The organism is Borrelia sp. HM (assembly GCF_019669085.1).
Lineage (GTDB): Bacteria > Spirochaetota > Spirochaetia > Borreliales > Borreliaceae > Borrelia.
On record NZ_AP024401.1, the window covers coordinates 231,475 to 245,115 of the forward strand.

Sequence of the window (13,641 nt, forward strand, 5' to 3'; positions counted from 1 at the left end):
ATTAATTGAAATATTAATTAATCGATCAAAATTGCTCTTATTCTTCTTACACCTGAAGAAGATGCTTGTTCTTTTTGTATCTTAAAAGTACCAAGCTCACCAGTATTATTAACATGAGGCCCACCACAAACTTCAATTGAAAATCCATCTATTTCATAAACACTAACAACATCTTCATATTTTTCACCAAATAAAGCAATAGCGCCTTTAGCCAAGGCATCATCTAGACTCATCACGGATCGACTTACAGATAATTTATCTTTTATTTGTAAATTAACCATATCTTCAACTTTTCTTATTTCATCCTCTGTCATTTTATGAGGATGACTAAAATCAAATCTTAGTCTCTCACTAGTAATATTACTGCCTTTTTGCCTTACATGATCACCTAAAACCAATTGAAGAGCTTTATGAAGTAAATGAGTAGCGGTATGCAATTTTGTAGTTGCATATGTACAATCTGCAAGACCTCCTTTGAAAATCTTATCACCTCCTTTTTTAGAAACTTCTTGATGTTTTTTAAAATGCTCTTCAAAGCTTATTTTGTCTACACTAAATCCATACTCCAATGCAAGCTCTTCTGTTATCTCATAAGGAAAACCATAAGTATCATAAAGTTTAAAAGAAATTTCACCAGGAATTGATTTTGATGACAATCGTTGAATCAACTTAACAAATTCCTGTTCACCATAACGCAAAGTCTTAAAAAATTTTTCTTCCTCTATATTTAATTCAGCCTTAATAAAATCTTTCTTTTCTATTAGTTCTTTATAAAAAGATTTATAAATATCTGCAACAGAATCTACAAGATCTGCTAGAAAATGATAATTCACCCCAAGTTTCTTTGCATATCTAATAGCTCTTCTAATTATTCTTCTTAAAACATAACCTTGACCTACATTAGAAGGCAGAACTGCAAAATTATCAGCCAAAATAAAACAACTTGCCTTAATATGATCAGAAATTATGCGCATAGCTCTATCATCAGCTAAATTTTGTCCATAAATCTTTCCAGAAATATCTTCTATTTTCTCAATTATAAGTTTAAACGCATCTGTTTCATAAACTGAAGATTTTCCTTGCAAAAATGTAATTGTCCTCTCAAGTCCCATGCCTGTATCCACACATTTACGCTTTAGTTCCTCATAACTCCCATCCTCATTCTTTTTATATTGCATAAAAACATTATTCCAAATCTCAAAATATTTACCACAAGAACAAGTAATATCACACTTAATAGAACATTTTTCTTTGCCTGTATCCACAAATATTTCAGTATCTGGCCCACAAGGCCCTACATTGCCAACAGGACCCCAAAAATTACTCTCTCTTGAGAGATAAAATATTCTATCTTTAGGAATTCCAAGACTTTCCCATAAATTAGCAGTCTCTACATCACAAGGAATATTTTCATCTCCCTTGAAAACACTAACATAAAGTTTATCCTTTGAAATATTTAAATAATTAGGTGAAGTTAAAAACTCAAAACTATACTTTACAGAGAGTTCCTTAAAATAAGCACCAAGAGACCAATTTCCAAGCATCTCAAAAAAAGTTAAATGACTAAAATCTCCAACTTCATCAATATCTCCTGTTCTTAAGCATTTTTGAACATTAACCAACATGTCACCAGATGGATGCATTTCTCCAAGAAGATAAGGTACAAGAGGTTGCATACCAGCTGTATTAAAAAGGACTGTAGAATCATTATCAGGAATTAAGGATTTACCTGCAATCTCATAATGCCCCTTACTTTTAAAAAAGTCTATATATTTCTTACGTAGGTCATTAAGTTTCACTAAACAAACTCCTCATTTTTTCTATATATTACCAACTCACCCTTTAGAGTTAATTTCCTAATATAATCAACAAAAGATGTAGTTATTGACTTTACATCTTTCTTTTTTATTTTTTGCAAAAAAGATTCTTCTTCTAAGATAATATCTTTACGTCTTCTTGAAACATTAAAAAGAATTTTATCTCTAATTTCATTACTTTTATTTTTAATAATAACTGCAATGTCTTGATCTGTAAATTCCCTTAAAATATTATGCATGTCATTATCTTTAATTCTAAGTATTATATTAATATCAAATATTTTTTCTTTAATCTCACTATCTTTAATAGGATCTAAAGCTTGCATGTCAATATTATGCAAAAGTTTTTTTTCATCCTCAGAATCCATATAACTTAAAATATCAACAAGTATCTTAGAACCATCAATTTTTTCAGTCCTAATCTTTCCTTGTATTTCAAATCTGCTTTTCAAACTATTAGAAATAATCTCAACCATATCTATATTTAACTGTCTTGGCTTAGAAAGTTCTTTAATAAATTTTTTCTTAACATCTTTTTCTAACATGAAAAAAATATATTTCTTTTGACCCTTAGTTAAATAATTGTATATTATCAAAAGCGTTTTCATATCTTCATCCTTAATTAAAGCCCAAAGCTGTTCATTCTCAATACCAGATAAATAATCAAAAGGCAAAAACGGATCAACTCCTGTAACTTTTTTATAAATCTCATTTGCTTTAGACTTAGTTAAAGATTTATTCAATAATTCATAAGTAAACTTATCATCAATTTTTATATATTTTTTCTTACTACTTACAATCTCCTCAAATTCTTGAATAATCCTTTTTTTATCCTCAGGAGTAATGTACTTAATCTTAGTAATTTCTCTAGTAATTGCAATTATATAAGAATCATCAAGCTCAGCCATAATCTGTGCCGACTTTTCAAGACCAATAGCTAAGAAATACTTTGCTATTTTTGATAATTTACTCTCTCTACGAATAAATCCTGGCTTACCCATTATTTTCTTAGAAGAACTTGACTCACTAAAAGTTTCTTTTTTTCCTCTCTTTACAAGATTAACCCAAGACTTAAGCAATGAACCTTGAATCTCAGAATCAGAAAAATCATCATTGAAACCTTCTTTTGAAACACTTTTTAAAGTCGTCATTCCTACTAAATTTTTTGCATTTTGATACTTAGTAAGCCTAGGATCCTGCATAAACACCCTCAATATTTGTAAGAACTAATAAGCAAGAGTGGTCTTTAAACATCTTAGATGGACATAAACTTAAAGAAACTTCTAAATTTAAAAAATTCTCTAAAGCACCCTTTTTTTCATTACCAATAAAAAGCAACACAGAAGCTTTAGAAAAAAGTAAAGATTTAGGAGTAAGGCTAATGCGTTTATTTGGAATCTTGGGTGAATCATATTCATATTGATACCCATCCATTTCAGAAAATAAAAGTTTTTTTGAAGGAAAAAGTGAAGCAAGATGTCCATCCTCACCAACAGACAAAATACTAAGATCTAACCTTGTAAATCTGGAATTAAACTCAATATTGTAATTATGAATAGACAATGCTTCATCAAATTCATTGTAAATAAATGGATGCAAATTACCACAACAAGTTAAACCCTTTTTTTCCATTTTAGAAAAAAATCCTTCATTTAAAAGCTTAAAATTGCTATAATCACTATTTAAATCAACACAACGCTCATCTGTCAAAAAAAAATGAGATTTTTTAAGAGAATAATTTTTTTCATTAAAAACATTAAGAAAAGAAATAATACTACGACCACCACAAACACCAATACTAGTGAAATCATCTTGACTAACATTATTAACAAAAAAATCAAAAAATTTCTCTTTTAAATCATCTTCTTTATCAGAATAAAAAAATTCCATCACTGTTCCCTTTAATAAATTCAAATTAAATAATAAGAAACCGTTGTAACTATTCTTAATATCTTCTTTTTCAAGAAATTTGAATAAGATTTTACATTTTTACCAAGTGAACAAAATGCAAATTGCTCTTGATTGATAATTTTAATTTTGCCTAAAACAATATCCAAATTACTTTCAATCTCTAAAGCAGTCAATTTAGCCTTTTGAATAGCAGCTAAGAGAAACTCAGTATTAATATTATTAAAATAATACTCTGGTTCTTTTAAATAAGACAAAAATATATCTTTAGCATAAAATTTTGCAATATCTTTTCTCATATACCCCCTCCCCCACTTTATTAACATCTTTAGTATAAATGCCCATAATAATATGAATACTCATACTTAAGAGTAAAGCTATGCCGCTCTTCACTAAAAACAGATATCATTTTAGTATTTATGTTCTCCTTATTAAATCCAGAATTAACAAAAAAATCCTTTACCTCAAAAAATTTATCAGTTTTCAACTTATCAATCTTACCCATAGCAATTCCAAGAAAACGATATGTTCAATAACAATTTAAGAAAGTTAAAATAATTTCTCTCACTTAATTTCTCAACAATAACACAACTTTCATTTTTAGCTACGATATTCTTTACTGTATTAAATACCACAGTTGATGATATAATAATAACTAAGAATGGAAACAAAACTAATACACATTTCCAAAACATAAATTTTTGCCCTCAGGTCTTTATAAATTTACAAATATAATAATTATCAAAATATTGTCAAATTGAATAATTTATTTTAACATATTAGACCATGTTAACAAATCGAAAGATAGCAATAGCACCAATGGTAGATATCACCGATGAGCATTTCAGGTACCTAATAAGATTATTATCAAAAAAAGTTACCCTATACACTCCAATGATTTCTGCAAAATCAATTATCATGGGAAATTTAAATACAATTGTAAAACAAACCTTAACTGATTCTCCAATTGCAATTCAAATAGCAACAAACTGTGAAAATGATGCTTTAAAAGCCATAGAAATTTTGGAAAATAAATTCAATTTTGATGAATATAATCTCAATGTTGGATGCCCATCATCTAGGGTCCAAAATGGAAACTATGGCGCCTGTTTAATGCAAAACCCAATTCAAGTAGGAAAAATTTTACAAGCTATGAAAAAAAATACAAATAAACCTGTCTCAATCAAGCACAGGATAGGAATAAGAAAGAATGAAAGAGAATGTAATGAAGAGAATTATATAGAACTTAAACAATTCGTAGAAAAACTTATAGAACATGAAATCAAAAATTTTACCGTTCATGCACGAGTAGCCATACTAAATGGATATTCCCCCAAAAACAATCTAAATATTCCAAGACTCAGGCATGACTTTGTCTATCAATTGAAAAAAGAATATAACAATATATTCATTGAAACAAACGGAGGAATCGCTAACAGCGACCAAATAAAAACACATTTAGCCAATGTAGATTCTGTTATGATTGGAAGAGCTGTAGCAAAAAATCCTTACTTCATTGCACATATTTCAAGAGAATTTTTACAAGAAACAGAAGAAATTCCAACAAGAGAAGAAATATTATTAAAAATGGTAGAATACATTAAAGAATATGACAAATATTGTTCAATTAACACTGTACTAAAACATATAATGGGGATAGTATTTGCTAAAGAAGATGCTTGCAAATTTAGACAGGCCTTAAGCGCACCTTTCCCTAAAAACATTAAAAATCACGAAATACTCCTAAAAGCAATTGAACAGTTAAAAGAAGATACTTTAAAGTCTAATTCTTAGGAGCTATATAATCAAAACCTGTATATTTGACTAAATTATTAGGTATGCGAACTCCACCTTTTTTGTCCTGAAAATTCTCAAGTATAGCAATTATAGTTCTTGTTGAAGCTATTGCTGTTCCATTGATCATATGTACAAACTTATTTTGACCATTATCCTTATATCTAATTTTAAGGCGCCTTGACTGATAATCTGTACAATTTGAAGTTGAGGTAACCTCCCCATACTCACCCCTATTTCCCCTACCTGGCATCCAAGCCTCAATATCATATTTCTTATAAGCCGGTGCTCCAAGATCAAAAGAGCAAACATTTAAAATTCTATACGGAATCTCAAGTTCGGTAAAAATTTCTTCTTCTAATTTTAAAAACTCATCGTGAATACGAGCAGAATCTTCACTCTTACACAAACAAAACATTTCAACCTTGCTAAACTGATGAACTCTATAAAGTCCTTTGGAAAATTGCCCAGCTGCTCCAGCCTCTTTACGAAAACAATGCGAAAGTCCTGCCATTCTTAGTGGAGACTTGAGGTCCAATATTGTATCATAATAATATCCACCAAGAGTAATCTCAGCCGTACCAACAAGATATTTATCTGTATCTTCAATTTTATAAATATTACTTTCATTACCACGCGGATTAAATCCAATTCCATCAACTATAAATTCTCTTGCAACATCAGGTGTAATAAACAAATCGAAACCCTTAAGTTTAAGCTTATTTAAAGCAAAATTAATCAAAGCAAGTTCCAATAAAACAGCCTCATTTTTAAGATAATAAAACTTATTACCACTAACTTCACGTGCCCTCTCAAAATCAAAAAGCTCTAAAGCAAAACCAATCTCTAAATGATCCTTTGGTTTAAAATCAAATTCTGGAATATTGCCTGATACCTTTAATACAACACCTCCATCCTTATTCTCAACAACAGGAACATCAGGAGCAATAATGTTTGGAATCTTTTTATGCTCAATCAAAAGCCTAGACTTTATATGACCTAACTTTTCTTCCAAATCTGTAATTTCAACTTTCAAATCCTTGCCAATCTTTATTAAAGAATGTCTCTTAGAATAATCTATTTTATCCTTCATAACATTAGCATTCTCATTCCTCTCTGCATTCAGCTCACCTATCTTAGTAATAAGTTTCCTGCGCTCATCATCAAGAGCAATGAAAAGATCCATATTTAAATTTTGACCTCTGTCTTTAATATTTTTTTGAATAACTTCCAAATTATCTCTTATAAACTTCAAGTCAAGCATCAAAAACTCCCAAAATAGACTTAACTAAAAATAATTAAAGTCAAATAAAATACAAAATAAGTTATATTAATTAACATAAAAAGTATTATATAATATTCCAGGATAATAATAGAATAAACTTAACATAAGGGGAATAAATAATCTTTATGAGAAAACCATTAACTGTTCGGAAGATTTTTATGCTAATGTATTTAATAGTAATTATTATGGGATGTTCAAAAAAAATAAAAAAGATAAATTTTAATAACATTAATACAAATTATGAAAAAACAAACGGGATAGTGATTCAATCAGTTTTATCACAAGAAAAAACCGAACTCTTTGAATATGAAATTAGAATACCTAAAATAATAAATGCCAAATCACAAGATAATAACCTAAAAGCATTCAATGAAGAGATTGAAAATTATGCAAATGAAATAGTCAAAAATCTAGAAAGTGGGGCCCAAAATACTAAAAAAGAGTTTGACAAACCAAGCCTCAAAATAGACTATGAAATCCACCATGGATATGGTATTTATACAATAGTAGTAAATGCTACACAAAAAATCAATAATACATCAATAACAAACTATAGAAGTTACTACATTAGTGATAATGGAGATTACATCTATAATATAGATGAAATTATTAACGTAGAAGAAGCATTTCCTTACTTTACTCAACAAATTCAAGAAAGACTAAACAAAACACAACTAAGCGAATTACTATTTGATTTACAGCAAGCAGTAATTTATTTTGAGGAGAAAAAAATAATAATTAAATTTCCAATTTATGTATTTAATTTAGATGACACAGAAAACACAGACAATATATTTGTATTTAATAAAGAACAAGCACAAAAATACATAAAAAAAGGATAAAATAAAGAACAAATGAAAAGAAAAAAAATTTTCTGCTTAAGTTCAAAAAATTACCTGGAGGAATACGATGCCGAGGGGTGTTATTTTCAACATGAAAGCGGATTGGAAATATTTGAATTAAAAAGCAGTGAATTTAAAGAAAATGCATTTGGAATAGCATTTAAAACTATTCCTCTCAATAACACTGGAGTTGCCCATATTCTAGAACATACAATTTTTTGTGGTTCAAATAAATATAGAATAAAAGATCCCTTCCTTTATTTAATGAAAGGAAGCTTAAACACTTTCCTAAATGCAATGACATTTCAAGATAAAACTCTATATCCAGCAGCATCTACAATAGAAAAAGATTATTTTAACTTATTTAAAATATATGCAGATGCTGTCTTTCATCCTCTACTGAAAAAAGAAGCCTTTATGCAAGAAGGTTATAATATTAATCCAAGCAACTTTGAACTATCAGGTATTGTTTTAAATGAAATGAAAGGTAATTATTCTAATAAAAACTCTTTAATTAATGAACTTGCAACTAATTCTCTCTTTTGTGAAGGCACCTATCAATATGATTCTGGTGGTAATCCCATCAATATCATTGATCTTACATATGAAGAATTTATTGAATTTTATAATAAGCATTATACATTGGAAAATTGTAAAATATTCTTATTTGGAAATATTGATACAAATAAAAATCTTAATTTTATTGAAAAATATATAATTAGACCTTATCAAAAGAAAAAATTAAATATTAATTATAATATAGAAAAAGTTACAAGATGGAAACAAGGAAAAACATTAAATTATGATATTCCCAAAGAAACTGAAAATACGCTTGGGGTATATGCAATAAATTGGTTATGTGCTGATATTGAAAATATTAAAGACAATATTGGACTTGAAATTTTATCAGAAATTTTGTTAGACGATTCTTGTCAATTCACTATCAACATGCTAAAAAGTGGAATTGGTGATGTAATATCAGATATTAGTGGCATTAACACAGACATAAAAGAATGCGTATTGTCATTTGGATTACAAAACGTAATCCCAGGCAAATTGGAAGAATTTAAAAATTTAGTTTTCAAAGAACTCAAAAATTTAGTTAAAGTCAAAATTCCACAAAAACTAATACAAGGTATTCTATTTGGTTATGAATTTGCATTAAAGGAAGAAAAAGGACAAGATTGGCCTATATCTTTAATGATTAAAAGCTTTAAAGGCTGGATACATGGAATGCATCCCATTGAAACTCTAAAAATAAATTGCTACTTGGATAATATCAAAAGCAAACTAGAGAAAGGAGAACCTTACTTTGAAAATTTAATAGAAAAATACCTACTTAATAATAATCATTATACCCTAATCAACTTCAATCCATCAGAGAATGTCCTTAAGGAAATGGAAGAAGAAATAGAAAAAAAATTAATGGATAGAGAAATTAAAATAAAGAAAAATCCAGAAAAATTTGAGGAATTCACTAAAGATTACAATCAATTTAAAAATTACCAAAAAAAAGAAGATCTCAAATCTGACATTACTAAATTGCCCATGCTAAAAATGGAGGATTTACCAAAAGAAGTTGAAAAAAGCTTAATTTTAAATGAAAATCGTGAAATTAATACACATACATTTGAAGTAAAAAAAAATAACAACATTTTTAATGTATATTTATTTTTTAAACTAGATGGTCTTAAAAAAGAAGATTTTATACATATCTCTTTACTCAAAAGAGCAATTCAGGCTTTATCTACTCAAAATTACTCTTATATAGACTTAAATAATAAAATTCAAAATACTTTAGGACAAATCAATATATATGAAACTTATGAAGAAGATGTTCAAGGTAATATGATAAATCTGCTTAATATAAATTTCAAATCTTTTAACAATAAAATTCAAGAATCATTTGTGCTTATAAAAGAAATTTTAACCAATATAAATTTTCATGATTACGATAGATTAAAAGAAGTGGTCTTAAGTCTAAAAAACGATTTTAAATCAGCCCTAGTTCCTAAAGGACACATATTTGCAACAACAAGAGCAGAATCAAAACTCACCCGAAGTAAATATCTAAGAGAACTTCAATCAGGTATTACAGGAAGAGAATTCTGGCAAAAAGTTAAAACAAACATAGAATCTTTAAAAGAAATTGCACATAATTTGCAAAATTTAAAAGATAAGATAATTTTTAAAGACAATTTTTCATCTCTGATTATAGGCAATACTAATGATGTTATTAAAAGATTAGAAAGTGAACTCTTTATACTAAGAGAAAATTTAATTAAAAAGAAAAAGATCTACCTAAATAATTCTCTTGCAATACCATCAAGTAATATACTAAAAGAATTAATTATAATTCCATCAAAAGTATCTTTTAATGCTATGAGCTTTTCAAGCTATAAAATAACAGATGAAAATTACCCAAAAATCAATTTTTTAACACATATATTAAAAAGTGGAGTTTTATGGGAGAAAATAAGAGTTATGGGTGGAGCTTATGGCGCATTTGCATCTATTACAAATGGAATATTTTCTCTTACATCATACAGAGATCCAAACTTCATAAAGACATATCAAGCTTTTGAGGCATCATTAGAAGAATTAGCTAATAACAAAATCAATAATGAAGAGCTTTACACATATTTAGTAGGAGTAATTGGTCTAACTACAAATGTAAAAACAAAATCTACAGAGATATTACAAAGCTATAAAAGAAAAATACTAAAAATTAATGACCAGCTAAGACAAAATATTAGGAATGCTTACTTCAAAATAACAAGTCAAGACATTAAGGATATATCCGAACAAGCACTATGCCAATTAAAACAAAAGAGAAGTATCACATCTCTTGTTACCAATGAAAATTATGAAAATGAAAAAGAAAAATTAGAAACATTGCTTGGAAAAAAATACAGGGTAAAAAAAATATATTAAGCATAAACAATACAAACAAATAAAAAACTAATTAAGACTATTTAAGCTTCTTGTATTTTTTGTTAAATTTATCAATTCTACCTGCTGCATCCACAAATCTTTGTTGACCTGTATAAAAGGGATGAGATTTACTTGTAATTTCAACAGTAATTAATGGATACTCTTTATTGTCACTATATTTAATTGTCTCTTTTGAAGTCAAAGTAGATCTAGTTAAAAACATCTCATCACTTGCACCATCTTTAAATACTACTAAACCACTAACAGGATGTATATCTTTTTTCATAAAACCTCTCTTAATTTAGTCAAAGTTTAGTCTAAATTTAAAATAAAGTCAATTTTACTAGTCACCATTACTCATGGTTTTTAGGAAAATTTCATTATTTTTACTTTTTTTCATCTTTTCAACTAAAGCTTCAACACCTTCGTAATCATCAACACCACTTAAAATTTTTCTAATAAGCAAAATCTTAGATCGCTCCTCTTCACTTAATAATAACTCTTCTTTTCTTGTTCCTGATTTCTTAATATTAATAGCAGGGAAAAGCCTTCTATCTGCTAAGCTTCTATCAAGAATTAATTCCATATTACCAGTACTTTTAAATTCCTCAAATATAACTTCATCCATCTTACTCCCAGTATCAACTAAAGCTGTAGCTATAATAGTAAGACTTCCACCTTCCTCAATATTTCTAGCAGAACCAAAAAACCTTTTTGGTTTATGTAAAGCATTAGAATCAACTCCTCCAGAAAGTATCTTTCCAGAAGTTGGCATAGTCTGATTATAAGCCCTTGCAAGTCTTGTAATAGAATCTAAAAGAATAACAACATCTTTTTTATTTTCAACAAGTCTTTTTGCTTTCTCAATAACCATCTCTGCAACTTGTACATGTCTACTAGCTTGCTCATCAAAATTTGAGGCAATAACCTCGCCCTTAACACTACGAATCATATCAGTAACCTCTTCAGGTCTCTCATCAATGAGTAAAATCATTAAAACAATATCTGGATAATTTGTCGTAATTGCATTAGCTATTTTTTGAAGCAAAGTAGTTTTACCAGCCTTTGGAGGAGATACTATTAATGCTCTTTGTCCTTTTCCTATAGGAGAAAAGAGATTAATAAGTCTTGTAGAAATATTACAATTTTCATATTCAAGATCCAACTTGGAACTAGGATACAAAGGTGTTAAATTATCAAAAGGTATTCTATTTTGTGCAAATGTAGGATCTTGATCATTAATGCTTTTAATCTTAATCATAGCAAAAAATCTCTCACCATCTCTTGGCGAACGAATTTGACCATATAAAATATCCCCTGTTCTCAAATTAAAAAGCCTAATCTGAGATGGAGAAACATAAACATCATTACCCCCTGCAAGATAAGAGTTAGATGCTGTACGTAAAAACCCATAACCATCACTTAACACATCAAGAACTCCAGTAAATAAAACATTAATAGAATGTTCAGTTAATATCTTAACAAGTAAAAATATTAACTCTGTCTTTTTCATTGTTACCGCAATAGTATGATTAGTACCAAGACCCTCGACAATCTTCCTAATTTCAGTAATTGGTTTGTCGTAAAGACTATCAATAATTATAAAATCTTTACCACCTAAGAAATTAATAATATTGCTTTGTTCAAGAGTTCTAATACCGCTTTCCAAGTCTGGTTCAGGTATATCATAATCAAAATTTGATGATATACCATTAGATTCTTCTCTTAATTTGTCAGTATCAAACTTTTTAAGTCCACTAGAAACAGAGTCTTTTTTAGTTACAACTTTAACTATTTTTTTCTTAGCATGATCGTCAATTTTTGATTCTTTAGAAGAACTTAAACGCTTCATTTCATCCTCTAAATCAAACTCCTCACATTTTTTATCCATAATCTCCTCTACGAGATAAATTTTTAAGAAGGGTATTTTACTAAAATTAGTACTTAATAATGATTATTTATAAATCTTAATCATTAGAAATAAATCACTCAGGCATTAATTCATTGAAAAGTATCTTTTATTTGTGACACTGTAAAAGAGAATAAATCTATGCTTTCAGTAGATTTAATCATTTCACATTTACCATCAAAGACTATATTATCATTAATAAATATCTTTTTTGTCTTAACATCGCCATATATCTTGCAACCACTACTTAAATAAACCTTATTACTAACATTAACATTTCCCTTTAAAATTCCCTCAACAATTAATGTATCGCAAATTACTACATTTGTAATAACTTTACTATTCTTTCCTATACAAAGCACTCCAGTTCTTGAAAATATTTCACCCTCAAAAGATGAATCAAGATATAAAGCCCCTTCAAACTTTAACTTTCCTCTGAAAATCAAGCTTGCATCTAATTTGCAATCCCATTTATAAGAATCCCTAACATTAACAGGCATTAACTATCCTTTAATGCTCCATACTCGTTCTTTTAAATCCTTGCCTGGACGAAAATAAGCCACATGATGATCATCAACGCTTACATACTCACCTGTTTGAGGATTACGAGCATTCTTTCGACCTTTTCTTTTCCTAAGCTCAAATGTCCCAAAAGACCTAAACTCTATGACGTTATTCAGACAAAGACTATTCTTAAGTTCTTCAAAAAAAGCATCGACCACAAGCCTGATGTATTTTTTTTCTAACTTTTCACTACTATTTTTCATATTTAAGGATATTTGATCAATAATATTTGATTTAGTAACTTTGGGTCTTCTTGGAAAAGACATAAACTAATTCCTTATCGCAATAATAAAATGCTCAAACTTGACTTTTTACGTGCAGCTTTATTTTTATGGATTATCTTCTTTCTAGCAGCGGTATCCAACTTTTTTGCAACAAACTTAAAAAATTCTGATGCTTCTTCTTTTTTTGCTTCCCTTATTAAATTTAAACAACGCTTCTCTATTGTTTTTAATTCACTCTTAACACTTACATTCCTCAAATTCCGCTTTACATTTTGTCTAGCTCTCTTCAATGCTGATGGATTATTTCCCAAATTAAACTCCTTAATGCAGCAAGCATCATATTAAATATATCAACTAATCACAA

The 13,641-nt window shown here is 28.3% G+C and carries 14 protein-coding genes; 3 read left to right on the forward strand and 11 right to left on the reverse strand.

What is annotated here, in order from left to right:
- Nucleotides 1-17: 17 nt before the first annotated feature.
- Genes K5563_RS01100 through K5563_RS01120 form a run of 5 tightly spaced genes read right to left on the reverse strand, consistent with a single transcriptional unit; the run spans nucleotide 18 to nucleotide 4,230 of the window.
- Nucleotides 18-1,799, reverse strand: coding sequence for an alanine--tRNA ligase (locus K5563_RS01100; protein ID WP_221037172.1), 1,782 nt, complete (start codon nucleotides 1,797-1,799; stop codon nucleotides 18-20).
- Nucleotides 1,799-3,019, reverse strand: a complete 1,221-nt coding sequence (locus K5563_RS01105) for a flagellar motor switch protein FliG (protein ID WP_221037173.1) — start codon at nucleotides 3,017-3,019, stop codon at nucleotides 1,799-1,801. Before K5563_RS01105 ends, K5563_RS01100 begins: the two co-directional genes overlap by 1 nt.
- Nucleotides 3,006-3,707 (reverse strand): 6-phosphogluconolactonase, encoded by a 702-nt coding sequence (locus K5563_RS01110; protein WP_221037740.1) that lies wholly within the window; start codon nucleotides 3,705-3,707, stop codon nucleotides 3,006-3,008. The genes K5563_RS01105 and K5563_RS01110 overlap by 14 nt, the downstream gene beginning before the upstream one ends.
- Before the next feature lie 20 nt (nucleotides 3,708-3,727).
- A complete protein-coding gene (locus K5563_RS01115) occupies nucleotides 3,728-4,024 on the reverse strand; it encodes a hypothetical protein (protein WP_221037174.1) in 297 nt (98 codons plus the stop codon).
- Between the two features lie 29 nt (nucleotides 4,025-4,053).
- On the reverse strand, nucleotides 4,054-4,230 hold the full coding sequence (locus K5563_RS01120; RefSeq protein WP_221037175.1) for a hypothetical protein: 177 nt from the start codon (nucleotides 4,228-4,230) through the stop codon (nucleotides 4,054-4,056).
- Between the two features lie 281 nt (nucleotides 4,231-4,511).
- On the opposite strand from K5563_RS01120, the gene dusA reads away from it, so the two are divergent.
- Nucleotides 4,512-5,519: a tRNA dihydrouridine(20/20a) synthase DusA gene (gene dusA, locus K5563_RS01125; RefSeq protein ID WP_221037176.1), complete on the forward strand. Its 1,008-nt coding sequence runs from the start codon at nucleotides 4,512-4,514 to the stop codon at nucleotides 5,517-5,519.
- On the opposite strand, the gene serS is transcribed toward dusA, so the two are convergent.
- Nucleotides 5,509-6,783, reverse strand: coding sequence for a serine--tRNA ligase (serS, locus tag K5563_RS01130; protein ID WP_221037177.1), 1,275 nt, complete (start codon nucleotides 6,781-6,783; stop codon nucleotides 5,509-5,511). The two genes, dusA and serS, sit on opposite strands and share 11 nt — an antisense overlap.
- A 146-nt stretch (nucleotides 6,784-6,929) precedes the next feature.
- On the opposite strand from serS, the gene K5563_RS01135 reads away from it, so the two are divergent.
- The gene (locus tag K5563_RS01135; protein ID WP_221037178.1) at nucleotides 6,930-7,646 is read left to right on the forward strand and encodes a DUF4163 domain-containing protein; all 717 of its coding nucleotides are present in this window, start codon (nucleotides 6,930-6,932) and stop codon (nucleotides 7,644-7,646) included.
- 12 nt (nucleotides 7,647-7,658) lie between these two features.
- Entirely contained in the window at nucleotides 7,659-10,580 is a 2,922-nt protein-coding gene (locus K5563_RS01140) for an insulinase family protein (RefSeq protein WP_221037179.1), read from the forward strand.
- Between the two features lie 37 nt (nucleotides 10,581-10,617).
- Here K5563_RS01140 and K5563_RS01145 read toward each other — a convergent pair whose 3' ends face one another.
- From K5563_RS01145 to rpsT, 5 genes are all read right to left on the reverse strand, one after another.
- The gene (locus tag K5563_RS01145; RefSeq protein ID WP_221037180.1) at nucleotides 10,618-10,866 is read right to left on the reverse strand and encodes a type B 50S ribosomal protein L31; all 249 of its coding nucleotides are present in this window, start codon (nucleotides 10,864-10,866) and stop codon (nucleotides 10,618-10,620) included.
- A 57-nt stretch (nucleotides 10,867-10,923) separates the two neighbouring features.
- Nucleotides 10,924-12,471 carry a transcription termination factor Rho gene (gene rho, locus K5563_RS01150; protein WP_221037181.1) on the reverse strand — a complete coding sequence of 516 codons (1,548 nt, stop codon included), beginning with the start codon at nucleotides 12,469-12,471 and terminating at the stop codon, nucleotides 10,924-10,926.
- Between the two features lie 110 nt (nucleotides 12,472-12,581).
- Nucleotides 12,582-12,989, reverse strand: a complete 408-nt coding sequence (locus tag K5563_RS01155; protein ID WP_221037182.1) for a polymer-forming cytoskeletal protein — start codon at nucleotides 12,987-12,989, stop codon at nucleotides 12,582-12,584.
- A gap of 3 nt (nucleotides 12,990-12,992) precedes the next feature.
- Nucleotides 12,993-13,319, reverse strand: a complete 327-nt coding sequence (locus tag K5563_RS01160) for an HU family DNA-binding protein (protein WP_221037183.1) — start codon at nucleotides 13,317-13,319, stop codon at nucleotides 12,993-12,995.
- A gap of 11 nt (nucleotides 13,320-13,330) precedes the next feature.
- Nucleotides 13,331-13,588, reverse strand: a complete 258-nt coding sequence (gene rpsT, locus K5563_RS01165; protein ID WP_221037184.1) for a 30S ribosomal protein S20 — start codon at nucleotides 13,586-13,588, stop codon at nucleotides 13,331-13,333.
- Between the last annotated feature and the right edge of the window lie 53 nt (nucleotides 13,589-13,641).

Excerpts from the sequence above, each read along its gene's own strand:
- K5563_RS01105 (WP_221037173.1), bottom strand. The coding sequence starts at position 3,019 with ATGCAGGATCCTAGGCTTACTAAGTATCAAAATGCAAAAAATTTAGTA.
- K5563_RS01110 (WP_221037740.1), bottom strand. The coding sequence starts at position 3,707 with ATGGAATTTTTTTATTCTGATAAAGAAGATGATTTAAAAGAGAAATTT.
- K5563_RS01115 (WP_221037174.1), bottom strand. The coding sequence starts at position 4,024 with ATGAGAAAAGATATTGCAAAATTTTATGCTAAAGATATATTTTTGTCT.
- K5563_RS01120 (WP_221037175.1), bottom strand. The coding sequence starts at position 4,230 with ATGGGTAAGATTGATAAGTTGAAAACTGATAAATTTTTTGAGGTAAAG.
- dusA (WP_221037176.1), top strand. The coding sequence starts at position 4,512 with ATGTTAACAAATCGAAAGATAGCAATAGCACCAATGGTAGATATCACC.
- serS (WP_221037177.1), bottom strand. The coding sequence starts at position 6,783 with ATGCTTGACTTGAAGTTTATAAGAGATAATTTGGAAGTTATTCAAAAA.
- K5563_RS01135 (WP_221037178.1), top strand. The coding sequence starts at position 6,930 with ATGAGAAAACCATTAACTGTTCGGAAGATTTTTATGCTAATGTATTTA.
- K5563_RS01140 (WP_221037179.1), top strand. The coding sequence starts at position 7,659 with ATGAAAAGAAAAAAAATTTTCTGCTTAAGTTCAAAAAATTACCTGGAG.
- K5563_RS01145 (WP_221037180.1), bottom strand. The coding sequence starts at position 10,866 with ATGAAAAAAGATATACATCCTGTTAGTGGTTTAGTAGTATTTAAAGAT.
- rho (WP_221037181.1), bottom strand. The coding sequence starts at position 12,471 with ATGGATAAAAAATGTGAGGAGTTTGATTTAGAGGATGAAATGAAGCGT.
- K5563_RS01155 (WP_221037182.1), bottom strand. The coding sequence starts at position 12,989 with ATGCCTGTTAATGTTAGGGATTCTTATAAATGGGATTGCAAATTAGAT.
- K5563_RS01160 (WP_221037183.1), bottom strand. The coding sequence starts at position 13,319 with ATGTCTTTTCCAAGAAGACCCAAAGTTACTAAATCAAATATTATTGAT.